This is a genomic window from Saccharibacter sp. EH611 (assembly GCF_009834765.1).
Lineage (GTDB): Bacteria > Pseudomonadota > Alphaproteobacteria > Acetobacterales > Acetobacteraceae > Saccharibacter.
The window spans coordinates 114,718-140,630 of record NZ_WVHP01000023.1 but is presented as its reverse complement, the minus strand read 5'-3'; the positions used below and the strand labels follow the sequence as shown (position 1 = coordinate 140,630).

The following is a 25,913-nucleotide window of genomic DNA, read 5'->3' as shown; positions in this document are numbered from 1 at the left end:
CTTTGAACCCAAGGCGCCAGTCTTGGTGGAGTCATCCTTGAAATACCACCCCCAACTCTTCTGATATCTAACCGAGACCAGTAAGCCTGGTCCGGGACCCTGCATGGTAGGCAGTTTGACTGGGGCGGTCGCCTCCCAAAGGATAACGGAGGCGCGCGATGGTAGGCTCAAGTCGGTCGGAAACCGACTGTTGAGTGCAATGGCATAAGCCTGCCTGACTGCGAGAGTGACAGCTCGAGCAGAGACGAAAGTCGGCCATAGTGATCCGGTGGTCCCTCGTGGAAGGGCCATCGCTCAACGGATAAAAGGTACTCTAGGGATAACAGGCTGATCTCCCCCAAGAGTTCACATCGACGGGGAGGTTTGGCACCTCGATGTCGGCTCATCACATCCTGGGGCTGGAGCAGGTCCCAAGGGTTCGGCTGTTCGCCGATTAAAGTGGTACGTGAGCTGGGTTTAGAACGTCGTGAGACAGTTCGGTCCCTATCTGCCGTGGGTGTAAGAGACTTGAGAGGATTTGTCCCTAGTACGAGAGGACCGGGATGAACGAACCTCTGGTGCACCGGTTGTCACGCCAGTGGCACAGCCGGGTAGCTAAGTTCGGAATGGATAACCGCTGAAAGCATCTAAGCGGGAAACCAGCCTTAAAACAAGGTCTCACAGGGCCGTCCAAGACCAGGACGTTGATAGGTCAGGTGTGGAAGTGCGGCAACGTATGAAGCTAACTGATCCTAATCGCCCATATCTCTCACACATCAAAACACATGCACAGTAGTCAGTCACACTCTCTTCAAAAAACACCAACCAACACTCCCATCACCTTACAGGGTGAGCGGGAAGACCTGGTGGCTATGGCGGGGGCTCCAAACCCGATCCCATCCCGAACTCGGCCGTCAAAACCCCCAGCGCCTATGATACTGCTCCTCGATGAGTGGAAAAGTCGGTCGCCGCCAGGTCCCCTCGCTTACCCTTACAATACCACCCACTAACGCGGGGTGGAGCAGCCCGGTAGCTCGTCAGGCTCATAACCTGAAGGTCGTAGGTTCAAATCCTACCCCCGCATCCAATACCCCATAAAAATAAAATATTCCGTTCCTTCTAAGATGAGCACGAATACCTCTCAGCCTAGAAGCACGATGCGTCTTCAAGAAAGACACGCTCTCTCTAGCGGACGTAGAACAACAAGTCCGATCCTTCCGTGCATATAGTCGTTGAGGGGCGTATCAACAACATAACGATTCCGTTTGAGGGAAGATGCGTTCCGGAAAAATAACTGGCCAGACCGCCAAATAGCAAAACCCGTATGACTTACATCAAGACCGGGGAGGCCACTGTAAATTCCGATCAGATCACCGGTTTTTAAAAGAGGAAGCGCCTTTGGAAGAGCTGAGCTCGGAAGATAAGAAATACGACGCTCTTTAACAGGAATCCCCGGTAAATAAAGAGAACCATCTGCTTTTTGGTTGAGCTTCTTGGTAACAGAAACAACGTCAGAGGAGAGAGATTGCGTAACGTCTCGCGCGAGTAAGGGGGATGCGCAGGACCAGTCACTAAAGAAGTGTCGTCGCGTAGGGAACGAAATAATATTGTTACTATAGCGTGTTTGAACTAAGGCCTGTAGGAAACTGTCAAGTGATCTGCTATGAGTTAGTGCGATAACATATTCCAGAAAAGAAAGACAATCTACGCTTCGTAAATCAACGACAAGCTTCTCGGGAGAGATTGCGGACCCAATAAGATGGTTGGCAAGGTAGGAAGTTCTAAGAAGAGCTTCTGAAATAAAAGATAGGCGGGCCGCTTCTCCACACATTTCTGAATGAAGAGAGGTGAGAGTATGAATTTTATCACGTGTATAGCTGTCGATTGTAAGGTCATGGGGTAGATGAGGACGCGAGAAGGGGCTGCATCCGCTACCTAAGAAGGCCCCACTAAGTGCTAAAAATGATCGTCTATACATACCATGCGATGTTACATTCATCTTATGCTCCTTCTTGGAGCAGCAAAAGAGGATTATCTGCGTAAGAGTCGATATCTGTATTACTTGAGATTATATCATAGATAGATGAGTGTAAGAGTATCATATAATCATATCCTTTCAAAAGGTAATAATATTGGTATTTCATAATATTCACATGTTTTTTGAGTATATTTATCAGTTCATTTTTATTATTATTAGGCGTATTAATATTCATATTAGTGGTGCTAAATAATGTCGGATGTAAAAGAAACTTTCTTGGAGCTGTATAGTTAAGCTTTTTGAAGGTATCACTTCTTAAGAAAGAAGCGATGTCAGAATAAATGGAAATAGTTTCTTTTACAAGAGAGATAATACTTTCAACAAGGATATCATCTGAGAAATCAATGTTTCTCATAATAACACAAAAGCTGCCAAAATAGGTAACACTATCAATGCAGTATTTAACAGTTAAATAATACCAATTTTCTTTTAGTGTATACATGTTATTGAACATATGCTCCATTAATTCCATAAAGGAAGAAATGAGTACGTTATTGTTATGGATTTTTCGGGTTATATCTTCTTCCGCTAGATCGCTTTTAATAATTTGTGTAAGCATTGTATTTTGAAAAGCGACGACATCGAAACCTCCTGAATAATAGGGGTCCCAAAAACCATAAGCGTCTCCTGTCAGAGCCCAACGGTCTGGAGACGTTGCATAATCGGAAAGCGTTGCAAACTTCCGAAGGATTTTAAAATCTAGAATATTGAAATTCTTTTTTCGAAGGTAAGAGCCCAATAGAGGTTCATGTTTATCTAGCCAAGACAGCATTTTTTCTTGTGATGAAAAGTCGTCAAATGAGTATCTTTCTTCATCAAACACAATACCAAGGCTAGTTGCATGATCAGAAAGCGGAAGAATCCAAATCCAATATCCTAATCCTTCAACGTGGATAGAGCTGCGTTCTCTTGTGGCATAGCTGAAAGGGGTCTCTCCATGATCAAGATAGATATCACTGACATTGATAAACCCTGAAAAACGGCTCCATACTGATGCGTGTGAGATCGGGAGCTTGCGTGTTATATTAAATTTCTTTGAAAGAACTTTTTTCATGCCTGAGGCATCAATAACCCATTGTGTTGTAAGGCTTTTTTCTTTTCCTTCTTTATCGATAAAAAGAACATGTTTATGTGATGTTTCTTCGGAGAAATCGACGAATTTATGATGATTGAAGAAGTCTACGTTTTCTTTCAACATGGCATAGAGATCATTTTCGAATTTCCCGCGTTGGAAATGAAATGAATCATTGGCAGGAAAAGCTGCAGGTCCCATTTCTGCAAAAGAGCCGTTCGTTTCTTTAAAAAAGCGCATGCCCATTTTTTTAAAATGATTATCTTCCATATAATCATGTAATTTTAAAATATGCGAAAGGTATAGTCCGCCAACCTCATTGACAGATTCTCCAACCTTATGGGCAGCATTATTAACCGGGAAAGAGCCATCATTGATCAGGGCAATTTGAATAGGACCGATATTCTGTAGGAGTTGGTAGGCAAGTGTTAAACCTGAGAACCCAGCACCAATAATGGTCACATCATAGCTAGCCATCACACAACTCCGACAGTAAGAGTTCATTGGAAATATATCTTTAGATTCTAGACATATCGTGCATGGTGTAAAGTTTATTATATTCCACAATTTTTTGATGTGATTTGAGTTGAGTAATGCCATTATCAATAATGGGACTTATTGGTACCCATTATTGATAATGCGTGTTTCTTTAATGAAGATTGGTTTTAGACAAGGTAACGCTCACCCTGCTTTGCCATTAGAAAGTAGATGCCCATATCGTTCCCGTCATTGAGCTCACGGGCAATATGAGTAACGGGGTCTTCTGCGAGTTGAAATGTTTCTTTTACATGCGTGATCAGCACTTTAAGACCGCGCACGTGATGCCGTCCCCCGCAGACTAACGCGAGATCGCGTAAGCTGTCGAGCACATGCTGTGGGGTCATGTGGCCAGCGAGGGCACTTTCGGGATGGTCGTTGTTATAGGTGGCTTCCATCACGATGGCTTTGAGGCGTTGCTCTTTCACAAGTGGTGCGACAGCTTTCCACAATTCATGGAGGTGTTGTTCGTCGTTTTCAGGCTTATCTGCCTCTGTATCGCCGAGATAGAGCACGGCTTTTCCGCCGGTTTCGATGAGAAAAGCCGTAGAGGTTATGGGGCCATGCTTCAAAGGCCAAGCGCGAATAGTCAGATCACTATCGGCAATCGTCTGTGCGATACCGCTTTCCATCTCTTGATAGCGATATTTACCAATAACCGGCTCTGCTCCACGGTCTCCTTGATTGCCCCAGATCTCATTATTAAAGAGATGGGCGGAAAGCGCGTTTAAGGTGCTGGGGAGGCCGTAAATGGGTTTGGGCGTATCGTCAGGAGACGTTAGGATCAGTCCCGCCATATGGTCCAAATGAGGATGGCTGATGAGATAAGCGCGGATGGTTTGTTTCAACACATGTCCCGCACGACTTAAGGGGGAGTCGGGCATAATGGGGATATCGTCTAGCGACCCGTTTTGATCAGCGATTTTTAACCCATGCCCTAATGTGCCTGCATCACATAAGACCGCTTCGTTACGGCCAAGAGGGCGGACCATGTATGAGGTGAGATTGCCGTCAATGACACCGCTGCGTGTTCCAAGGGCGATAATCTCGAAATCGGGATGGGTGTCTGCAAAGGCGGGGCCTTGGTTTGAGGGAGCTTTTTTGATCAGCCCGCGAAGGGATGACAGGATCGTCGCACTCATGGAATTGATCTCCTACGGATTTGTTTACACTCATGCTCTACAAGGATAGTCCTGCCTCAAGAGTGGGGAAAGGCATTTACGTGAGTAAGGAAGCTATTATGCGTCTCTTTTATCCGTCATTGGCGGTTCTAAGTTTGGTGGGTTTGGCCTTTATCGCGCCGGGTAAAGCCTTGGCAGGGCCGCCTGCTGGTGCGGTTATGCCGACACAATGCGATAATGCGCATTTTCTGGGGGATCAAAACGCATTTGCGCAGCAGTTTTCTTCTCACCGCACAGCCTATGGTCTGCACAGTGACCTGCCTGAGCATATCTGTGGCCAAGTGACAAAAATTTTCCGCGCACGCCGTAGTCGTAGCGGCTGGCATGGCTATTTCATGATGAGCGTTGGCTCAGGAGAGCCTGTCCGGGTTGTGTCAAATCTTGATGAAATGCGCGCACCTGCTTGGCCGTGGGTGAAAGTGGGCGATCACGTCGAGGTGCAGGGGCGCTATTATTACGACGGCCCTCGTCGCCAAGGGGTGGATTGGACCCATCATGGGACGAGCCGCAACTGGCCGTGGGCAGGTTTTGTTGCTGTTAACGGCCAGTCTTATCAGTAAGCTCTCGGTCAGGCAGGAGTGAGATCGCGCTGTTTCTGCGCCTTACTCGTGTCATGATGGGAGTCTGTATAGCTGAAGGTGAGTATGTCCTTCTTTACGTCAATGCGGACATGCCCTCCTTCAGCGAGCTTGCCAAACAGGAGCTCTTCAGCGAGGGGTTTTTTGATTTTCTCTTGAATAAGACGTCCCAGCGGTCGCGCTCCGTTGAGGCGGTCATAGCCATTCTCGGCCAGCCACTGAGACGCTTTCTTTGAGAGCTCTAGCGTAACCTTCTTTGCGCTCAATAATGTTCTCAGCTGCTCAACGAACTTGCTGACAATATGCTGCACAATCTCAGGTGAGAGTGGAGCGAAGGGCACAATCGCATCCAACCGATTACGGAACTCTGGTGAGAAAAGTCGCTTGATCGCTTCTTCATCATCTCCGGAACGTTTAGTGCGTGCAAATCCGATTGCCTCTTTAGAGAGGTCTGCGGCCCCAGCGTTGGTCGTCATAATGAGGATCACATTGCGGAAATCTACCACTTTCCCCGTATGGTCGGTTAGTTTGCCGTGATCCATAACTTGCAGCAAAATATTAAAGAGGTCGGGATGGGCCTTTTCAATCTCATCTAGCAGGAGGACAGCATGCGGGTTTTGGCTGACCGCTTCAGTCAGCAAGCCGCCCTGCTCAAAACCGACATAACCCGGTGGAGTGCCGATCAGACGTGAGATCGAATGAGGCTCCATATATTCTGACATATCAAAGCGAATGAGCTTGATATTGAGTGAAGATGCGAGCTGGCGCGCCACCTCTGTTTTGCCGACGCCAGTTGGGCCGGAGAAAAGGTAGCTACCGATTGTTTTTTCACCATCTCGTAGGCCTGCGCGTGATAGCATAATGGCTGAAGAGAGGGCATCAATGGCTGTTTGTTGACCGAAGACAGCCTTGCGTAAGTCTGACGATAAATGTCGCAGCGTCGAACGGTCATCTTTAGACATATGGCGTGGCGGGATTTGCGCAATGCGAGCAACTGTGGCTTCAATATCTTTAAGGCCAACTGTCTGTCTTTTGCGATGAGGGGGTAATAAGCGGCAAGCAGCCCCCGCTTCGTCAATTAAGTCGATCGCTTTATCAGGCAGGTTTCGGTCATGGATATAACGCGCAGAAAGGGTCACAGCCCCTTTAATGGCGGCATCGGTGTAGCGGATATCATGATGCGTTTCGTAGCGACTTTTAAGGCCGCGTAAGATCCGTATGCTATCTTTTTCTGAGGGCTCTGTAACGTCAATTTTCTGAAAGCGCCGGGTAAGAGCATGGTCTTTTTCAAAATGTTGACGATATTCAGAATACGTCGTGGAGCCGATGCAGCGCAGCTTTCCAGCAGCTAAAGCAGGTTTAAGGAGGTTAGACGCATCCATAGCGCCATTTGTTGTGGCGCCTGCGCCGACGAGCATATGGATCTCGTCAATGAACAAAATAGCATTAGGTGTTTTTTCAAGTTCATTGACGATTGCTTTAAGGCGCTCCTCAAAATCTCCACGGTAGCGCGTGCCGGCTAAGAGACTTCCTAAATCAAGGCTATAAATTGCGGATTTTTTAAGGATAGCAGGAACCTTTTTGGCAATAATACGCCCTGCTAATCCTTCCACAATGGCGGTTTTCCCAACGCCAGGATCGCCGACCATCAGAGGGTTGTTTTTAGTACGACGGCAGAGAATTTGAACGAGGCGTTCGACCTCTGCTTCACGTCCAATGAGGGGGTCAATGCTGTTGGCGCGAGCACGATCGTTGAGGTTCACGCAATAGGCATCAAGCGCGTCATGCTTGTCGTCTTTGGGTTCGCCCTTCGGTGCTGCATCGGGGTCTGCTGTATGTGCACGCGCTCCACGAGTGGAACGCTGATACGTGCTGCGTGGTTCCTCTTGTGCCATAGCATGGATCGCATCCAGGCGTGTCAAACCAAGATTTTGGAGGAAGAAAACCGCGTGGCTTTCACGTTCTGCAAAAAACGCCACAAGCACATTTCCGCCATTCATCGTTGGCTGACCTGCACTTTGGATATGGATCGCTGCCCGTTGGATAACTCGTTGAAAAGCGGATGTCGGCTGAGGTGGATCGCTAAGATCAGGACGTTGTAGAGCGTGGAGATCATGCTCTAGAAAGTCGGTGAGGTCGCGCTGCAGCTGGGTACGGTCAACTCGGCAAGCCTCCAGGACAGCTACCGCATCGCTATCATCACAAAGGGCAAGGAGGAGATGCTCCAAAGTGATGTATTCATGCTGGTATTGCCCAGCGAAGACGAGTGCACGCTGAAGCGTCTGTTCGAGTGTAGAGGACAGCATAGAGCGCTCCCTATAGTGAGCAAGGGTCAGACAGACGAAAATAAAGAGACAAATATGTCATGTGGCGCGTCTGCTACGCCTTCTCAAGAGTACATTGGAGAGGGTGTTGGTTTTGTCGTGCGAGATCCATTACCTGACTCACTTTTGTTTCTGCCACTTCATAAGTGAAAATACCGCAAATGCTGCTTCCCTTGTTATGGATTTCAAGCATGATAGCGGTTGCTTCTTGATGTGCTTTACCAAAAAAACGCTCGAGAACCTCTATGACAAAGTCCATGGGCGTATAGTCATCATTGAGCATGATGACCTTATACATTGAAGGATGGGCCAGGTCTGTTTTGCGGCTGGTAAGCGTTTCGTCGCGTACGGCGCCAATTCGTTCTGCCTGTCCCATAGCGGTCTCCTCAAGTGCTGGGTGAGCCTCAACATGCTCCATAAGCGACGATGATACGTGCCGTGGAACCCGTATATAGGAGAGACTATGGGCAGTTCTTGCGCGTTTGAGAAGGGGGATCATACAAAAGAGCCCTCGATCGGAAGGAGAATCGGGCGGGAAAACGGCCAAGAAATGGAAATTTTTATGGACAGGCCTGTAATCGTGATTCTACTAATGGAAGAAACGTATGGGATTTTATAATCCTTCAATCCCTATTTTCTACAGCTTTCGTCATTTATCACATAGGCTGATCATTCTCATGCCCCTTATGCGTCGTTTTGCTTTGCTCTTCTCTTTGGGATTAACTCTCTTTGCGAGCGGCATGGCTCGGGCGCAGTATGTGGGCCATCTTTCCGGTTTTGTGATGGATGCGCGCACGGGGGCTGTGCTATCAGAGACAGACGCAGACTTGCAGCGTTATCCGGCGTCTTTGACGAAGATGATGACCTTGTATCTGACGTTTCAGGCACTCGAGCAGGGGCGCATTACGCTAGGGCAAAGAATGCCTGTGTCTATTCATGCGTCTTTGCAAAAACCGTCTAAGCTTGGCATGCGGCCAGGCAGCTTTCTAACTGTTGAGCAAGGGATACTCGCTCTTGTTACAAAATCTGCTAATGATGCAGCATGCACGTTAGGGGAGTTTCTAGGTGGTGGGGATGAAACGCGCTTTGCAGCCTACATGACCAGCCAGGCACGACGTTTGGGGATGAGCAATACGACCTTCCAAAACGCTTCTGGCTTGCCTGATCCTGATCAAGTTACGACGGCGCGTGATCTCGCCCGACTCGCGCGGCACCTCATTACCGATTACCCGCAATATTATTCTTATTTTGCGACAGACCAATTCGTCTTTCATCACCGTATTATCACAAACCATGACCCATTGCTGAAGCTGTATGCGGGAGCTGATGGTCTCAAAACAGGGTTTACGGATCTTGCGGGGCATAATCTTGTGAGCTCTGCACGACAAGGCCGCATTCGCCTTATTGGTGTGGTGATGGGGGCAGAGAGTAACACGCAGCGGAATAATGTAATGATTGCGATGCTCAATAAGGGATTTGAGGCGGAAGGCCAGGCGCCACAACCCTTGTTAAAGACACCATCTCTTGTTGCTTCTGGCCATGGGCGCCGTCGTTGGGGACGACGTACAGTGCCTCATTTTGGTAGGCACAGGCATCGCGTTGTTCTCGTGTCTTACCGTCCGCGTGCTTTGCATGGGCGTGTGGCCCATCGTATCAGCGTGTCACGTCGTGGGCATCATCGCTCTTAAAGCGGCCTCATCAACACGGCAGATTTGAGGGAAGAAGCGTGGATGTAAACGTCTTCTCTTGCGTTGGCGGAGGAGCGGACGCATCTTGTTAGCCTAATCATTGAGTGATGTTAGGATAATACGGATTCATGGCTTCTCATAACGAACGTGGTATACAATTTTATTCTCAGGATGATTTCCGGCATTTGCGCACGGTTGGTCAGCTGGCGGCAAAGACGCTGGATATGATTACTGACTATGTACAGCCTGGCGTGACGACAGAGGAACTTAATCAGCGTGTGCATGATTTTACGCTGGAACATGGGGCCACCCCTGCACCACTGAATTATCATGGCTTTCCAAAATCATGCTGCATTTCGATCAATCATGTTGTGTGCCACGGTATCCCAGGAGAGAGAACGCTTAAAGAAGGCGACATCGTTAATATCGACGTGACGTCCATTCTTGATGGCTGGTATGGTGATTCGTCGCGGATGTATACCGTTGGCAAAAAGATACCTATCAAAGCACAAAAGCTAATTGACGCAACCTATAAGGCTTTGATGCTCGGGATTGAGCAGGTTAAACCAGGGGCGACGCTGGGGGATATTGGCCATGCTATCCAGACGTTTGCTGAAAAGCAGCGCTTAGGTGTGGTGGAAGATTTCTGTGGTCACGGCATTGGGCGCGGGTTCCACGAGGCACCATCCGTGCTTCATTTTGGTCGTCCAGGGACAGGAACTGTTTTAAAGCCCGGGATGGTGTTTACCATTGAGCCTATGCTCAATAGCGGAAAGCCTGATGTGAAGACGCTGGCCGATGGCTGGACAGCAGTTACACGTGATCGTTCTTTGTCCGCTCAATTTGAGCATCAGTTGGGTGTGACAGAAGATGGGTATGAAATTTTCACTCTTTCTCCTCAAGGTTATACGAAACCGCCTTATAAATAAGGGGTGTTCCCCTCTTTAAGTTGAAGCTAAGCGAGAAGGAATAACCTATGCGGAAGCGTGTTTATGCTTGTTTGTTGGGGAGTGCTTTGTGTGGGTTAAGCGGGACGGGGGGAGTGGCTCTTGCCGCCCCTCTTAGTGCTGCGCATGACCCGCTGGCTTATGGGCCAGACACTGTGCGCCCAGGCGTTCTGGTATCCGCTCCGCATGGGATGGTCGTCTCTGCGCAGCATTTAGCATCGGAGGCAGGCGCGCGGGTTCTCAAGCAAGGCGGAAACGCTGCGGATGCTGCTGTGGCAACAGGCTATGCGCTGGCTGTCGTGTATCCGGCAGCGGGCAATCTGGGTGGCGGCGGTTTTATGACCCTGCGTCCTGCGCATGGAAAGACGGTCTTTATTGACTTTCGTGAACGTGCACCAGAGCGAGCAACGGCAACGATGTATCTGGACGCCTCCGGGCATGTGGTGCCCGGGCAGTCGACCCAAGGGTGGAAGGCTGTTGCGGTTCCTGGCACGGTAGCGGGGCTTGAAGGGGTGCGTCAGCGCTGGGGACGGTTGAGCCGTGCGCAAGATATGGCCCCAGCCATTGAACTGGCCCGGAATGGTTTCACTCTTGAAGAGGGTGATGTGGAGTTGTTGAATACCTCCACCGGCTATTTCCGTCATTCTCCAGAAGCACGGTCGATTTTTTTACGTCCTGATGGTTCTCCCCTTCAGGTGGGTGATCGGCTTGTGCAGTCTCACTTAGCGCAAAGCTTAGCGCTTATTGCGCGTGATGGTGAGGACGCCTTTTATGCGGGGCCTATCGGAGATGAGATTCTTCAAGCGAGCCAGGCAGGTGGTGGCATTTTAAGCAAAGCGGATCTGCTGACCTACCGAATTCGCCTGATGGAGCCGCTGCGTTGTTCGTATCGTGGGTATCTTATAGAGACCGCACCTCCGCCTAGCGGGGGCGGTGTCGCTTTGTGTGAAATGCTGACGATTCTGTCAGGAGATGATCTGGGTCGTCTTGGATTACACACAGCCCCTGCTGTGCAGCGTGAGGTTGAGGCGATGCGCCACGCCTATTCCGACCGACGCGACCTTGGGGATCCTGCTTTTGTTCAAAACCCTGTCGCTCATTTCCTAGACCCACAGTATGCGCAGCAGGTGCGTGAAGCGATTCCGCGTGACCGCGCTTTATCCTCTGCGCAGCTTCAAGTGGGAGTTGCGCTCCCTCAGTCAGGACAAAAGGCGGGGGTAACACCGTCTTCAGAAAAACATGAGACAACCCAGTTCTCCGTCGTGGATCGTGACGGTATGGCTGTGTCAACGACCTATACGCTTGATGGGTGGTTTGGTGCTGGCGTGATGGGTGGACGCACGGGTATCTGGATGAATGACGAGATGGATGATTTCGCCATTAAGCCCGGCGAGCCTAATATGTTCGGGATTGTTGGGTCAGAAGCGAATGCGATTGCACCCGGGAAAACGCCGCTTTCGTCTATGGCGCCGAGTGTGGTGAGCAAGGACGGACATGTTGTTTTAGTGCTGGGGAGCCCCGGCGGGTCTCGCATCCCGACGATTATTCTCTCAGCCCTGACAGGAATGGTGGATTACGGGCTGGACTTGCGACAAGCGGTTGACCTCCCACGCTTGCACGAACAATGGATGCCTGATGGGGTGGAGATGGAAGAAGGCGCGCTATCTGACGCCGTTCGTCAAACGCTCACGCATGAAGGCTACCATTTTGTGCCTCATCGTCCGTGGGGGATTGCTGAGGATATTGTGATTGGTAGCCCGCGTCTGAACGGCCCTTACACAGGGCGTGTGTATGGGGTGGCAGACCCTCGTCATCCCGGTGGTGGTGCTGCTGGACAATAAGTCGTTTAAGGGGGCTTGCTTTAGTCCCCTATGTTTGTGCTAAAAGCGCGTTGGGAGATCGGCCCTGGACGGTTGACTTGCGAACTCGGTCAGGTCCGGAAGGAAGCAGCCGTAGTAAGATCACACTGGGTCAGGTGTCCGGTCTTCCACCGATGAGACAGATAGAGGCCCTTGTGCCCCTGCTCGCAATCTGTGCGGCATAACCCGACAGGGCCTGGCACATTCCTCTTCGTGGGAGGAGGCGTTACCCCTTTGACTGATGACGATCTTCCCTTACCACCTGATGAAGGTGGTGGTTTTTTTGGCGATGAGCCTGCATCGGCACCTCAGATGGCGCCCGTTGATGAAAAAAAGCCCTATCAGGTTCTCGCTCGTAAATATCGCCCTCAAACCTTTGATGATCTGATCGGCCAAGATAGCCTTGTGCGTATTGTGCGTCGGGCTTTTGAGGTTGGGCGTGTAGCGCATGCTTTCATGCTGACAGGGGTGCGTGGGGTCGGCAAAACGACGACGGCGCGTATTATCGCGCGTGCTCTTAATTGCATAGGGCCAGACGGTAACGGCGGCCCAACCTCTGAGCCGTGCGGTGTTTGTCCGAATTGTCGGGCCATTTTAGCAGATCGACATCCTGACGTTTTGGAGATGGACGCGGCATCGCGTACAGGTGTGGATGATGTGCGGGAGATTATTGAGGCCTCCCGTTTCCGTCCGATGCAAGCGCGGATGAAAGTTTTCGTCATTGACGAAGTGCATATGTTGTCCCGCAATGCCTTTAATGCGCTGCTTAAAACGCTGGAAGAGCCCCCAGCGCAGGTCACTTTCATCTTTGCCACGACAGAGCTGCGCAAGGTGCCGGTCACAGTGTTGTCCCGCTGTCAGCGCTTTGATCTTCATCGTGTGCCGCAAGTTCAGTTGGTCGAGCATTTTGGGGGCATTGCAGCCAAAGAAGGGGCCAGCTTTGCGCCGGAAGCCCTTGCGCTCATCGCACGCGCTGCTGATGGGTCTGTGCGAGATGGGCTTTCTTTGCTTGATCAGGCGATTGCTCAAGGCGCGAGTGATGCGGCTTCTGTCGCGGACATGCTCGGTTTGGCTGATCGCGGCATGGTGTTTGACCTGCTCGATGCCGCGATGGAAGGGGATGTCGCGAAAGCGCTTAAAATTGCCGACCATGCTTATGCGCGTGGGGGTGATCTGGGCGTGTTGCTGGGTGATGTAATGGACGTGCTTCATTTTCTGTCCCGCATCAAAGCCCTCCCTAAGCTCCGTGAAGGGATGGAACTGTCGGAGATGGAGCGCGTACGTGGTGGAGCGTTAGCCGACCGTCTCTCTGTGAGTGTGCTAAGTCGTGCGTGGCAGCTTCTGTTGAAGGGGATAGCGGAAGTCGATATGGCGCCAGACCGTCGGCAAGCAGCCGAAATGGTGCTTATTCGTCTCTGTCATGCCAGTTTGCTCCCGACACCAGAGCGGATTATTCGCCAGTTGCAGCAACGCACCGGGGGAGATGCCCCACCAGAGAGGCCAAGCGCACCAATGCAGGGAGCAGGAAGTGCTTCAGCGCAGAGTGCTTCGCCTATGTCGGTTGCGTCGTCGGGAGGTACCGCTGCGTTAGCCCAACCGCGTGCGGTACAGTCACCCTCTCAGCCACAACAGGCACCAACACCGCCCCGGGCAGCGCTACGCGTTGTGGCGCGTGATGGTGTGTTGGTGGAAGGCGAGGAATATCGGGAGACGACGGGAGCTTCTTCCCCAGAGCCCCAGTCTTCATCTTTCCCCGTATCAATGCCGCGCAGCTGGCGTGAAATGGTTCAGCTCGTTAAGAAAGAACATAACGACCCTTGGCTGCATGGTATTTTACGCTTTGAGGCGCATCTCGTGCAGTTTGGCCCGCCTCTGTTGGCCGTGCGTATTGATGATAACAAAGTGTGCCGACGGGCTCTGCGTGAGCTGAGTATGCTGCTGGAGCGTCTCTATCCTGGGCAGTGGCGCGTGGAGCCATCGCAGGAACAGGGGGAGCCGAGCCTTGATGAGCAAGGGGAGAAGGTCGTTGCGCTCAATCGTGATAAAGCAGCGCAGTCTCCTTTGGTGAAGGCGATGCTGACGACTTTTCCGGGGGCGACGATCGGTGAGGTGACAGACCATTCTCTTGATGAGTATGGTTTGCCGCCTGAACCGACAACGCCCTTAGGAGAGGACGGCCCGCCTGATTTGGATTTTGCACCGATTGATGCCGAATCCATTAGTGAAGACGATTTGGATTAACAAACAGGAACTCTGATGAAAAATCTTGCTGGAATGATGAAGCAGGCCACGCAAATGCAGGCCCGCATGAAAGAAGTGCAGGAAAAGCTTTCCAAGCTTGAAGTTGAAGGTGAGGCAGGAGCAGGGCTCGTGCGTCTGACGCTGACAGGCAAAGGTGTATTGAAGAATCTGACCATTGATCCAAAATTGTTGGATCCAGAAGATGCCGACACCGTTCAAGATTTGATCATTGCGGCTCATGAAGACGCGAAGAAAAAAGCTGAATCCGTCAGTGAAGAAGAAATGCGTCAGGTTACAGGTGGCCTGAAGCTACCTCCCGGTATGGATCTGCCTTTCTAAGGAGGGACGTTGCGCGTGTGGTCAAGCCCAGAAATTGAAGCGTTGATTGTCCGTTTGGCGCGTCTGCCCGGGCTTGGGCCACGCTCCGCGCGTCGGGCAGCTTTAGCGTTGTTGCAGGAGCCAGAAACACGGCTTAAGCCTTTGATGGCCGTTATGGGCGATGCCGCACAGGCGATTTGCACCTGCTCGGAATGTGGAAATCTCGACAGCCAGAACCCATGCGTGATTTGTTCAGATATTGAGCGTGATCAAAGCGTGATTTGTGTGGTCGAAACAGTCGGGGATTTATGGGCTCTTGAGCGCGCCGGGGTGCATAAGGGCCTATATCATGTGCTTGGTGGTACGTTGTCGGCTCTTTCAGGGCGTGGCCCAGATGATTTGAACACGCGTGGCCTGCTGGAACGTGTTGATGGCGGCGGTGTGAAAGAAGTCGTGTTGGCTCTCGGGGCAACGGTTGAAGGGGCGACGACAGCGCATTGGTTACATCATCAACTCGCTGAAACAGGTGTGACGGTTAGTCGCCTTGGCCAAGGCGTGCCTATGGGCGGTGCATTGGAGGGGATGGATGATGGAACCCTTGCGGCTGCGCTGATGGCACGACGTAGGCTTGAAACATGATGGGATCATTCCCCACCACTATCCCTCGTGTTGCTCTTGTGACGGGAGGCGCACGGCGTTTGGGACGTGCGATGGTGGCGATGCTGGCGCGAGAAGGGTTCAGCGTGGCGATCCATTGCCATCGAAGCGTTGAGCAGGCCCAAGAGCTTTTAGAGGCTATTGGGGGGAAAGGCTGTGTCGTACAGGCAGATCTCACCCAAGAAGAGGCTCTATTGCCGCTGATGGCAGACGTGCATGACCGGTTGGGGCCGGTTGGTGTGCTGATTAATAATGCCTCTGTTTTCCAACGAGATGAGTTTGGAGAGGTGACACGTGCCAGCTGGGATCAGCATATGGAGCCTAACTTGCGTGCGCCCTTTGTCCTCTCGCAAGCGATGGTAGAGGCGTTACCCCCTGCATCAGAAGGGGTGATTCTCCATATGTTAGATCAACGTGTGTGGAATCTGACGCAACATTTTGTCAGCTACACGGTGTCACGCTCTGCGCTGTGGAGTTTGACTCAAAGCATGGCGCTGGGCTTTGCGCCACGGATTCGCGTCAATGCGATCGGCCCCGGCCCTGTCTTGCCAGCTGCGGGACAGTCTGATGAGCATTTTGCACAGATGTGCCACAATACGCCTCTTCATCGTGGAGCGACCCCTCAGGAAGTCGCTCAAACAGCACGTTTTTTGATAGCGACACCGTCTATAACGGGGCAGATGATTGCCCTTGATAGTGGGCAGCATCTTAATTGGTCGCCTCCTCGCTGAGAGAGGATCATTTTACCAGAGTTTCGCACCGCGCTTTTCTTGCAGAGTGGCCGTGCATGTTCATTGGCAGCGTTCTATAGTCGTGCGGCTGGGGATAAAGGCTTCCACAGGCTTAACGTGGTAGGGCGTCTTTTGTGTAGCGTTCAAGCACGGCAGCGATAGGAAGATTATCGGTATGGCGGTGCAAAAGAGCCCGATTTTCGAGAATAAAACCAGTAGGGAGGCCCGTTACACGGCTGCTAAGCCTTTCACGCCAGAATGTGGTACTTCCGATAGCTCGGCCAAAGGGTGTGTGTTTATCAGCAAGCCGTGCGCGCGCAACGGGGGTGAGGCGATTGGGTACGTAGGCGTTCCAGGCTTCAGAGAGGAGCGTTGAGCCACACATAAGTTGCACATGACGTATGTTAATAGCGGCATCGCTGGTGGCACTCAGATTGAGTGAGGCGATTAATGCGCTGTCGGGAATGCTGTGGTTATGGAGTAAGACAGCGTGAATGGGTGTTTTGCAGAAGCTCTGTAAGCTTGCCGTTGCGCTGTCACGCTCTAGGAGAAGCGCGCGTAACTTTTGGCCTTGGTCATGGGCAGAAGCGGGAGCCATGCCGAATACGCCGTAATAGAGAAACGGGAGGAGGAAAGAGCGCCCAAGGTGATAAAAGGGTGCGTTGCTTATCCCAGAAAAAGTGCGCTTCAGTGCGCCTTGTAAGAAAAGGCGCACCAGCGCGGGGAGGAGAAAGATCCTCCAAAGACGTTTACGAATCGTCGCGATCGTCTTTGTCAGTGGTGACTTCAATATCATTGCTGATGTCGTCGTCATCCAGATCATCGTCGGGAGAAATCACATCGTCATCGTCACCGGCGGTGTCGAGATCGACATCATTCTCATGCTCGTTTTGATCCAGCTCTTTATCCTTCTCGTTAGGAAGGTCCTCTTCGTGCTGTTGGAGACGGGAGAGGTTAGAGGGCTGTGTTGTCCCACATTTCGGGCATACGGCCGGAACGCGGTTAAGATCATAAAAACGTGCGTTACAATCGACACATGTCCGTTTTAAACCAAGTTCAGGTTTTGCCATAATGTTGAAAGCCTGCCATGCCACGCTAAAGGAAGAAGTATTGGGCCCATGCCACTTCAGGCAGGGCCTGTCAAATGTTTCTCTCTTTTCGCTTTTGCTGGCAATGGTTAAAGTCCACTTTCTTGTGAGTAGATTGATACCATCGCAATCCCTCCGTGATGAAGGACCCTTATGACCGCCCAACACCGTCCCCTTACTGTTTCCGCTTCTCCTGCTGGGCTTTGTGGCCGTGTCCACGTGCCGGGAGATAAGTCTATCAGCCATCGTTCGCTGATGTTTGCTGCTCTTGCGCAAGGCACAACGCAGATTTCTGGCCTTCTGGAAGGTGAGGATGTGCTGTGCACAGCCGGCGCACTTCGCCAGCTTGGTGCGAAGATTACGCGTGGTGAGACAACTTGGCGCGTTGAAGGCTGCGGGGTTGGGCAGCTCAAAGAGCCAAGCGATGTCTTGGACATGGGCAATTCTGGCACGGCAGCGCGTCTTTTAACGGGTCTGCTGGCAACGCACCCTATCATGAGTGTGATGAGTGGTGATTCGTCGCTGCGATCCCGCCCGATGAAGCGTGTAACTGCGCCTTTGTCAGAAACTGGGGCGCAGTTCCTGACACGGGAAGGGCAGCGGTTGCCACTCGCTGTGCAGGGTACAGGGGCTGGCAAACCCTTGCAGTATCGTCTTCCCGTTGCGTCCGCACAGGTGAAGTCGGCTGTGTTGCTCTCTGGGTTGAATTGCCACGGCACAACCGTGGTGGAAGAGCCCGTCCTATCGCGTGACCATACCGAGAACATGCTTCAGCATTTTGGTGTGGATGTGCAGGTGTCGCCTCTTGAGGGTGGCGGGCGCACGATTAGCCTTCAGGGCCCTGCGACATTGACGGCGCGTGATGTGGTGGTCCCAGGGGATCCGTCATCGGCAGCCTTCCCACTGGTGGCGGCTTTGCTGGTGCCGGGCTCTGATTGCGTGATTGAGGGTGTGGGGCTTAATCCGTTGCGGACAGGGCTATTTATCAGCCTGCAAGAAATGGGGGCTTCACTTGAGATTCTCAATGAGCGGATTGAAGGTGGTGAGTCTGTGGGAGACCTTCATGTTCGTGCCGGGGCATTGAAAGGCGTGACGGTGCCTCCAGAGCGTGTGCCGTCCATGATTGATGAATACCCGATCTTGGCAGTGGCGTGTGCCTTTGCTGAAGGGACATCGCGTTTGCAAGGATTGGCGGAGCTACGGGTGAAGGAAAGTGATCGTCTGGCGTCAACGGTTGCGTTGCTTGAGGTCAACGGTGCGCGCGTGCATGTTGAGAGTGATGATCTGATTATTGAGGGGCAGCCGTCTCTTCCGGGGGGTGGGCAGGTGCTCTCCCATATGGACCATCGCTTGGCGATGAGTGCGATTGTGCTGGGTCTGGCTGCGCAAAAGCCTGTATCCATTGATGATACGGCCTTTATTGAAACAAGCTTTCCCGGGTTTGTGGATGTGATGAATACGCTAGGAGCAGGGATTACAGTATGACAGGGTCACGTCGGCTAATTGTTGCGGTAGATGGGCCTGCAGCGGCAGGTAAAGGCACTTTGGCAAAAGCACTAGCGAAGCGCTTAGCTCTGCCATATCTGGATACTGGGCTGCTTTATCGCGCTGTTGCACGGCGTGTTTTAGACCATGGGGAAGATCCCGCCGTACAGGGCGAACATCATGCAAAAGCGATTGAGCCTGCTGACCTAGAACGTGATGATTTGCGTGTGCCTGAAGTGGACCGTGCGGCGTCTCTTGTCGCGCGTCAGCCAGCCGTGCGGGAGGCATTGCTTGAACGTCAGCGCTCTGTTGGGCGAGCCCATGGTGCCGTCGTGGATGGTCGTGACATTGGGACGGTTGTCTTTCCCGATGCCGATTTGAAGCTATTTATTACGGCTTCTCCTGAGGTCAGAGCACAGCGGCGCTATCGCCAACGGCATGGTGAAGAATGTCAGGATGCTGAGCAGTTGGCTCAGGAAGTGGCAGCAATTGTCGCGCGAGACGAGCAAGATGCGTCGCGGGAGGTGTCGCCCTTACGTCCGGCAGATAATGCGGTGCAAATTCTAACAGACCATATGGATGCAGAGGCGGTCTTGGACCATGTCCTTAAGCTCTTACAGGAACGACAGGTGTAAGATGACGCTCCTGTGGTAATGGCGGGGCGTGCTGAAAAGACCGTGTCTCAGCTTGGATGGCTGGTAGGGCCCGTCATCGGTAACCTCGCCTTGTGGGGACTCGTCGGCTGGTTTTTCACAAACCAGCCGGTTTTGCTCGGGGTTGCTGCTTTGGCATACGGCACCGGCATACGCCACGCTTTAGATGCAGATCATCTCGCGAGTATCGACAGTGCCCTTCGACTCGATGCGCATAGGCGTGATGGGTCTGCGAGTGCTGGGCTGTTCTTCTCGCTGGGCCATTCGACAATCGTCGTGGGGATGTGTGTGCTGATCTTCTGCCTTGGTCATGGCTTGCAGCAGCATATACACCATTATATGGCGCGCTGGGCTGTGGTCGGAACGATCATCTCAACGGCATTTTTGCTGTTTGCTGGGAGTGCAACCTTGCTTGAGGGGTGGCGTGATCATCATGCGATTCCTTGGGGTGTTCGGCAGTGCCAGGGGATGATCCAGCGTTTCTCAGCCCGACGATGGGGCGTGTATCTGCTCGGGTTTTTATTTGCGCTGGGGTTCGATACGACGGCAGAAATTGGCGTGTTAGGGGTGTCGGCTACGCAATCCATGCAGGGTGTCTCTGTATGGCGTGTGCTTCTTCTGCCATGCCTTTTTGCGGCAGGTATGATTCTCATGGACACGCTTGACGGTCTTTGGGCATGGCGCGTTTATCGCCAATCACTGGGAAGCTTATCGCAAAGAAAGCGGTATCGTTTTTATACGGCCATTATTTCTTCTATGATGGCGTTATTGGTCTCTTTTTTCCAAATTTATGATGCTGTGGATGAAGGGAACTCTGTTAACACTCACCTAAACATTCATTTTTACGGAGAGAACATTTCTATCAATATAGGGATATTTTTCTCATTGATAATAACTATGGTATGGTTCGGGTTTTTACTTGCAGAGACATTAAGTAAAAAGCAAAAAATATCGAAACAACAATAACATATCATTAATGTATATTCCAAATTTAAGTGTTGATTTAAGTATGCACATTTAGTGCTTTTATCTTTGCAGAAGATATCGTAGGGTGCCCGCCAAGTTTATGTCACGCGTATATAGCCGTGCCGTGGCAAGAACCGCTGCCCGTAGGTGCAGCGGGCCTTACTGTTGTTTAGATGAACTCTCGCTTGGCTATGAGGTGAGAGGAGACGTCGCTTTATCCTCGTTGCAGAATGGGCGGCGCAAAGCGCGGGTCTTGGCCTGATTGGGTTAGAGACTCTGGAATATTGAATTACATGGCTTCTGCCACTCAGAATACACCGAATCACGAAACAGAAGATTTTGCTGCTCTTCTTGACGAAACACTCGGTAGCGATACGGGCTTTGATGGTTCCGTTGTTCGTGGTCGCATTGTTCGTCTGACAGATGATCACGCGATCGTTGACGTTGGCCTGAAGAGCGAAGGGCGCGTTGCTCTGCGTGAATTTGGTCCGCCAGGTGTGACGCCGGATGTTAAGCCGGGTGACGTGCTGGAACTGTACATTGAACGTTACGAAGACCGTGATGGTTGCATCGTTCTGTCTCGTGAAAAGGCACGCCGCGAAGAGGCATGGACTGCTCTGGAAGGTGCTTTTGCGAACAACCAGCGCGTGAACGGCACCATTTACGGCCGTGTGAAGGGTGGTTTCACCGTGGATCTTGGTGGGGCTATGGCCTTCTTGCCTGGTAGTCAGGTTGATATTCGCCCAGTGCGTGATGTTGGCCCACTGATGGGGCAGCCACAGCCTTTCCAGATTCTGAAGATGGATCGTGCACGTGGTAACATCGTTGTTTCCCGTCGTGCCGTGCTTGAAGAGACTCGTGCTGAGCAGCGTTCTGAGCTGATCCAGGGGCTGAAGGAAGGCATGATTCTTGACGGTGTGGTCAAGAACATCACCGATTACGGTGCCTTTGTGGATCTCGGCGGCGTTGACGGTCTGTTGCACGTGACGGACATCGCTTGGAAGCGCATTAACCATCCATCTGAAGCTCTTCAGATCGGTCAGCCAGTGCGCGTGCAGGTGATTCGCTTTAACTCCGAAACACAGCGTATTTCCCTTGGTATGAAGCAGCTTGAAGCTGATCCATGGGAGAATGTGTCCGTTAAATATCCGGTCAATGCTCGCTTCACAGGTCGCGTGACGAACATCACCGATTACGGTGCGTTTGTTGAGCTGGAACCAGGTGTTGAAGGTCTGGTGCACGTTTCTGAAATGTCCTGGACGAAGAAGAACGTCCATCCAGGTAAGATCGTGGCAACTTCTCAGGAAGTGGAAGTCATGGTTCTGGATGTGGACAGTGCGAAACGCCGTATTTCCTTGGGTCTGAAGCAAGTTCAGCGCAACCCATGGGAGCAGTTTGCTGAAGAGCACAAAGTGGGTTCGGTCATCGAAGGTGAGATCCGTAACATCACTGAGTTCGGTCTCTTCATCGGTCTGTCCGCTGATATTGACGGCATGGTTCACATGTCTGACCTATCATGGGATGAACCAGGCGAAGTCATGATGTCCCGTTATGAAAAGGGGCAGGTGGTTCAGGCGAAGGTTCTGGATGTTGATGCTGAGAAGGAGCGTATCTCCCTCGGTATTAAACAGCTTCAGGAAGACCCTGCTGCTGACATCCTGGCTCGTATCCACAAGGGTGACATCGTCACCAGTGTTGTGACGGCTGTTCAGAGCAACGGGATCGAAGTGAAGGTGGACGATGTTCTGACCGGCTTTATCCGTCGTGGTGAACTGGCTCGTGACAAGGCTGAGCAACGCCCAGAGCGCTTTGCTGTTGGTGAGAAGGTCGATGCTAAGGTTGTGAGCCTGGATCGTGCTTCGCGCAAGTTGGCCCTGACCATCCGTGGTCGTGAGGTTGAAGAAGACAAGCAAGCGATCAGTGAATACGGTTCGTCGGATTCTGGTGCATCTTTGGGTGATATCCTGGGTGCTGCAATCCGTCGTCGTAGCACAGACGATTAAAATTTAGAGAGTTCTGGAAAGAAAAATGCTTCTCAGAATACTCTAGACTTGCGAGAAAGGGCGGTCTTTTATAAGACCGCCCTTTCTTACGATGAATGATCAAAGTACACTCAGAGAGCAGAAGAGGGCTATCTATGGGTCTATAGCCATAGAAGGGTGCTTTTGCTAAGGGACGTGGGACATAAGATGAGCCGTCGTGCTCGGGGGGAATGATGGCTATTATCTATAATACCAACTACACACATAACCCCAACTCATATCTTACCCTTGCTATTAGGCAGGCTGCGGAGCTCCTTTTCGGTAAGGACAATATTGTTGTTGCAGATAATATGAGTTTGGGGGAGCTTGCTGCAGCAGGGGAGCACGACACGCTGCTATGTATTGATGGGCAGCGTCTCAATACGGCGCTGATCCGGCGTGTGCGTCCAGCTTTTAAGACGATGATCTTATGGACGTTTGAAGATCCGTTTATGAAGGATTTTAACGTCGAAGCAGGGCCTCTCTTTGATCATATTTTCACCAATGATCCATCGTGTGTTTCAGCCTATCAAGGTAAGGGACATTATCTTCCTCTAGCGGCGAGTCGTTGGTTGCATGAGAGGCCTATCCAGCCGGCGGACTCTTTTGAGTATGATTTGTTTTTTGCCGGCACGATGTGGCCTAATCGCGTCCAGACTTTACGACGTGTTATTGCTGCTTTCCCTGAGGCGCGTCTGAAGCTGATTTGCCCGGGTAACGAATATCTTCCTCCCCTCCCAGATGATATTTCAGCCTTGGCGTTGCAGCGTCCAGTCAGTCACGAAGCTTTTGTTGACTTTGCCAATGTCAGTGCTGTGACGCTGACCATGTTTCGCGATTATGCGAGCCATGGCGATGTCAGTCAGGCGACAGCACCTGGGCCTCGCTTTTTTGAACTTGCTTTGGCAGGAACAGCTCAAGTTGTCGAAGCGGCTCCAGGAATGGATATGGAGCACTTTAAAAGCCTTGGTGGTTTTAGCTTAGCTCATGATCCTGACGACGTGGTTGAGGCTGTGTCACGGCTTCTCAATAATAAGGCTGCTCGTCGTCGTGCTGCGCAGGCGTCTCAAAAAAGTGCATTAAAGCAGCATCTTTATGAGCATCGCCTTGAGCAGATGCGCGATATTACGAAAGCGAACTTCTCTCGTCGTAAAAATCAGACAATTCCTCTGGTAGAGCGGCGCCATCGTTTGCGTGTGCTGATGTGCACGCACTCCACTATTCATGAGCAGGAGTGGGGCGGTGTTGAGGTCTATCAGCGCGGTCTATGTTCGCTATTGGGGCGCGATGTTGAATTTTTCTATTGGTTGAGGCGCGGTAATTTCTGTCGCTTGTTGAGTGCTGCTGGGCAAGAGCTTGAGCGTTTCGATATTACAGAACAGCCTTGGCAAGATATCGTGTGTGACGCTGCTGAGGAGAGCATGTTCTCCAGCGTCATTAGTCAGTATAATATTGACGTCGTTCATTTCCAGCATTTGGGCCATCACGCGCTTTCCTTGCCGTTAATCGCGAAAGCGAATGGTGCAGGCGTTGTCTTCTCTGCCCATGATTTCTGGCTTATTTCATCGCGTTATAACCTCCTTAATCAGGATCTGCGCCATGTGGAGGGGGAGTTTACCTCTGTCTTGGCGATGGATGTTATGCTGAAGGTTGCAGAGGGGGTGGAATATGGTGGGGAGCAGACGCGCCGTGCCTTTATCGACCGTATGTTGCACCATATTGATGCGATTATGTTCGGGACGCCGCATTCGCGCGATTTGATGCATTCGGTTTATCCGATTTTGGATCAAAAACTGAGTGTCGTGAACGGAATTCCGAGCCCTGAGACGACGGTTCCGGTGACACCAAAAGCGTATAAACCTCTTGATGGGCGCCCATTGAGTGTGGCGATTGTTGGGAACTTTTTGCGGACAAAGGGGGCAGACACTATTCTTGCTCTCATTGAGGCCGCGCGTCCTGGACATTTTCACTTCCACATCTTTGGTTATATTCACCCTGAATATCAGGGTGTGTTTGACCAGATGAAGCGCTCGGATGTTACCGTTCATGGGCGTTATGATGTTGGTAATACCAGTGTATTGCAGCAGGCCGATGTCTCCTTAGCGCTGTCTATTTGGCCCGAGACCTATTGTATTTCGCTTTCAGAAGCGTGGCAGCATGGGCTTGTGCCGATCGTGACCGATATTGGTGGTTTGGGCGATCGTGTAACCGATGGTGTCAATGGCTTTAAAGTGCCTGTGAGCCGTCCTGATATTGTCCTAGAGCGGCTTGAATTGCTGCGGTCATCAGATTCTATTCGCAAGAAGATGATGGAGGCCATTTCACCGAAGTTGTGGACGCATGAGAAGGAATACGGCAAAGGTCTGCTTGAGCTGTATCGTCGTATTGCACCACGTCGCAGTATGGGTGTGTCCGAGCTTCAGTTTGATGTGGGGCAGCTTCATATTCTGCCGATTGCATCATGGCGGCACCAAGCTCCTCCACGGCATATTTTTGATCCTCCCATTTCGCGTGATTTGTCGATTGGCTTGCCTCCCCAGATCATTGACTGGTTCGCTATTCAGGGGGCTCAATGTTACGTGGATGACATCTGCCATTGTGTGCTTTCTGAGGGGTATGAAAAGCGCTTTAAAGCTGCGGATGAGTTTCATATCCGTGGTTGGACCTTCCTTCCAGATGTGAATACATCTGGACAGATCCATATCGTCCTCGTGAGTGATGATCCGGAAGGGCCACTCATCTTTATGCACGCCCAACGCGAGATACGCTCAGATATTTCTAAGCTATTTGGTTCGAATGTGCCACGTCGTTCGGGCTTTGCCGCACAAGCGGCTCTGCGTGGTAAATGGTGTGAAGGGCGTTATCGTATTGGGATCATTAATGTCATTAATGGCCGGGGGGCTTTCCAGCTTCTCTCTCACGGTGTGGAGGTTAAGGGAAGTAAGATCGAGCAGGTTTATACCTCTCCGCCTTCCAATGACGTTATTTTGAGTGATTTCCGTCGTGTGTTGAAAAGCGATAACCTGCTGCGTGGTATTCGTCTGTCGCGTTTCCCAGCGGGGACGTTCTATCCGTATGAGCGCGGACAGTTAACGCACTTTATTGATACGTTTGAGATCATGGGGGGCGAGGGAGCCTCTGATCAAGATCAAGGGGCGCTCTTTATCCGTGGATGGAGCTTCCTAGAAGGGCTCACGCGGTCAGGGCAGATTTTTGTGGCCATGGTGCATGAGAAGGACGATGAAATCGGCCTCTTTGCGACTGAACGTTTTGCCCGGAATGATGTTCAGGTTGTCCATCGTGATGCACCGTTGTGCTCTGGCTTCCATGAGGTGCTCCGGCCTTGGCAGGGGCAGGTTGATAAGATGGACGGGACATGGCGCATTGCGTTGGTTAATATTGCCGGTGACCTGTACGGCGTGACGGTTACAGAGTTGCGGGCAACCCTGACGAAGGGCCGCGTTGTCGAGGTAGATCGCAAAAAAACGTCTGAAAAGCAGGAAGACCGTATGAGGTCGCTTATTTTGCAGCTGATGGAGCGTTAAGTCGG

Annotated in this window: 20 protein-coding genes, 1 tRNA gene, 2 rRNA genes and 1 other RNA gene; 17 read left to right on the top strand and 7 right to left on the bottom strand. The window is 51.5% G+C overall.

Annotated elements, in window-relative coordinates:
- The 3 genes from GS535_RS09115 to GS535_RS09105 all read left to right on the top strand — a co-directional run.
- Positions 1–755: ribosomal RNA gene (locus GS535_RS09115) — 23S ribosomal RNA — on the top strand; the annotation flags it as partial.
- Positions 756–841: 86 nt separating this feature from the next.
- Positions 842–956: ribosomal RNA gene (rrf, locus tag GS535_RS09110) — 5S ribosomal RNA — on the top strand.
- A 33-nt stretch (positions 957–989) separates the two neighbouring features.
- Positions 990–1,066, top strand: a tRNA-Met gene (locus GS535_RS09105).
- A gap of 78 nt (positions 1,067–1,144) precedes the next feature.
- On the opposite strand, the gene GS535_RS09100 is transcribed toward GS535_RS09105, so the two are convergent.
- From GS535_RS09100 to GS535_RS09090, 3 genes are all read right to left on the bottom strand, one after another.
- On the bottom strand, positions 1,145–1,978 hold the full coding sequence (locus GS535_RS09100) for an N-acetylmuramoyl-L-alanine amidase-like domain-containing protein (RefSeq protein WP_160792907.1): 834 nt from the start codon (positions 1,976–1,978) through the stop codon (positions 1,145–1,147).
- Between the two features lies 1 nt (position 1,979).
- Entirely contained in the window at positions 1,980–3,566 is a 1,587-nt protein-coding gene (locus GS535_RS09095) for an NAD(P)/FAD-dependent oxidoreductase (RefSeq protein ID WP_160792908.1), read from the bottom strand.
- A 188-nt stretch (positions 3,567–3,754) separates the two neighbouring features.
- Positions 3,755–4,768 carry an MBL fold metallo-hydrolase gene (locus tag GS535_RS09090; RefSeq protein ID WP_160792909.1) on the bottom strand — a complete coding sequence of 338 codons (1,014 nt, stop codon included), beginning with the start codon at positions 4,766–4,768 and terminating at the stop codon, positions 3,755–3,757.
- Between the two features lie 98 nt (positions 4,769–4,866).
- Between GS535_RS09090 and GS535_RS09085 the strand changes: the two genes are divergently transcribed.
- A complete protein-coding gene (locus tag GS535_RS09085; protein WP_160792910.1) occupies positions 4,867–5,367 on the top strand; it encodes a DUF3465 domain-containing protein in 501 nt (166 codons plus the stop codon).
- Positions 5,368–5,375: 8 nt separating this feature from the next.
- Here GS535_RS09085 and clpA read toward each other — a convergent pair whose 3' ends face one another.
- Together clpA and clpS are read right to left on the bottom strand one after the other, a co-directional pair.
- Entirely contained in the window at positions 5,376–7,691 is a 2,316-nt protein-coding gene (gene clpA, locus GS535_RS09080; protein ID WP_160792911.1) for an ATP-dependent Clp protease ATP-binding subunit ClpA, read from the bottom strand.
- A 73-nt stretch (positions 7,692–7,764) separates the two neighbouring features.
- Positions 7,765–8,085, bottom strand: a complete 321-nt coding sequence (gene clpS / locus GS535_RS09075) for an ATP-dependent Clp protease adapter ClpS (RefSeq protein WP_160792912.1) — start codon at positions 8,083–8,085, stop codon at positions 7,765–7,767.
- A 301-nt stretch (positions 8,086–8,386) separates the two neighbouring features.
- On the opposite strand from clpS, the gene GS535_RS09070 reads away from it, so the two are divergent.
- The 8 genes from GS535_RS09070 to GS535_RS09035 all read left to right on the top strand — a co-directional run bounded on the left by GS535_RS09070 (position 8,387) and on the right by GS535_RS09035 (position 16,150).
- A complete protein-coding gene (locus tag GS535_RS09070) occupies positions 8,387–9,397 on the top strand; it encodes a D-alanyl-D-alanine carboxypeptidase family protein (RefSeq protein ID WP_370518177.1) in 1,011 nt (336 codons plus the stop codon).
- Between the two features lie 128 nt (positions 9,398–9,525).
- Entirely contained in the window at positions 9,526–10,326 is an 801-nt protein-coding gene (map, locus tag GS535_RS09065; protein WP_160792914.1) for a type I methionyl aminopeptidase, read from the top strand.
- A gap of 47 nt (positions 10,327–10,373) precedes the next feature.
- Positions 10,374–12,185, top strand: coding sequence for a gamma-glutamyltransferase (ggt, locus tag GS535_RS09060; RefSeq protein WP_160792915.1), 1,812 nt, complete (start codon positions 10,374–10,376; stop codon positions 12,183–12,185).
- A gap of 53 nt (positions 12,186–12,238) precedes the next feature.
- Positions 12,239–12,335, top strand: an RNA gene (gene ffs / locus GS535_RS09055) — signal recognition particle sRNA small type.
- A gap of 102 nt (positions 12,336–12,437) precedes the next feature.
- A complete protein-coding gene (locus GS535_RS09050; RefSeq protein WP_160792916.1) occupies positions 12,438–14,444 on the top strand; it encodes a DNA polymerase III subunit gamma/tau in 2,007 nt (668 codons plus the stop codon).
- A 15-nt stretch (positions 14,445–14,459) separates the two neighbouring features.
- Positions 14,460–14,783, top strand: coding sequence for a YbaB/EbfC family nucleoid-associated protein (locus tag GS535_RS09045; protein ID WP_160792917.1), 324 nt, complete (start codon positions 14,460–14,462; stop codon positions 14,781–14,783).
- 15 nt (positions 14,784–14,798) lie between these two features.
- Positions 14,799–15,401, top strand: a complete 603-nt coding sequence (recR, locus tag GS535_RS09040) for a recombination mediator RecR (RefSeq protein WP_160793068.1) — start codon at positions 14,799–14,801, stop codon at positions 15,399–15,401.
- A complete protein-coding gene (locus GS535_RS09035) occupies positions 15,401–16,150 on the top strand; it encodes an SDR family oxidoreductase (RefSeq protein ID WP_160793069.1) in 750 nt (249 codons plus the stop codon). The genes recR and GS535_RS09035 overlap by 1 nt, the downstream gene beginning before the upstream one ends.
- Positions 16,151–16,262: 112 nt before the next feature.
- Here GS535_RS09035 and GS535_RS09030 read toward each other — a convergent pair whose 3' ends face one another.
- Positions 16,263–16,748: a hypothetical protein gene (locus tag GS535_RS09030; protein ID WP_160799197.1), complete on the bottom strand. Its 486-nt coding sequence runs from the start codon at positions 16,746–16,748 to the stop codon at positions 16,263–16,265.
- A 151-nt stretch (positions 16,749–16,899) separates the two neighbouring features.
- A complete protein-coding gene (locus tag GS535_RS09025) occupies positions 16,900–17,220 on the bottom strand; it encodes a TIGR02300 family protein (protein ID WP_160792919.1) in 321 nt (106 codons plus the stop codon).
- Between the two features lie 171 nt (positions 17,221–17,391).
- Between GS535_RS09025 and aroA the strand changes: the two genes are divergently transcribed.
- From aroA to GS535_RS09000, 5 genes are all read left to right on the top strand, one after another.
- Positions 17,392–18,723: a 3-phosphoshikimate 1-carboxyvinyltransferase gene (aroA, locus tag GS535_RS09020; protein WP_160799196.1), complete on the top strand. Its 1,332-nt coding sequence runs from the start codon at positions 17,392–17,394 to the stop codon at positions 18,721–18,723.
- A complete protein-coding gene (gene cmk, locus GS535_RS09015) occupies positions 18,720–19,358 on the top strand; it encodes a (d)CMP kinase (RefSeq protein WP_160792921.1) in 639 nt (212 codons plus the stop codon). The genes aroA and cmk overlap by 4 nt, the downstream gene beginning before the upstream one ends.
- 18 nt (positions 19,359–19,376) lie before the next feature.
- Positions 19,377–20,342 (top strand): hypothetical protein, encoded by a 966-nt coding sequence (locus tag GS535_RS09010; RefSeq protein WP_160792922.1) that lies wholly within the window; start codon positions 19,377–19,379, stop codon positions 20,340–20,342.
- A gap of 293 nt (positions 20,343–20,635) precedes the next feature.
- A complete protein-coding gene (rpsA, locus tag GS535_RS09005; protein WP_026294224.1) occupies positions 20,636–22,345 on the top strand; it encodes a 30S ribosomal protein S1 in 1,710 nt (569 codons plus the stop codon).
- A 212-nt stretch (positions 22,346–22,557) separates the two neighbouring features.
- Positions 22,558–25,908, top strand: coding sequence for a glycosyltransferase (locus GS535_RS09000; RefSeq protein ID WP_160793070.1), 3,351 nt, complete (start codon positions 22,558–22,560; stop codon positions 25,906–25,908).
- The last annotated feature ends 5 nt before the right edge of the window (positions 25,909–25,913 follow it).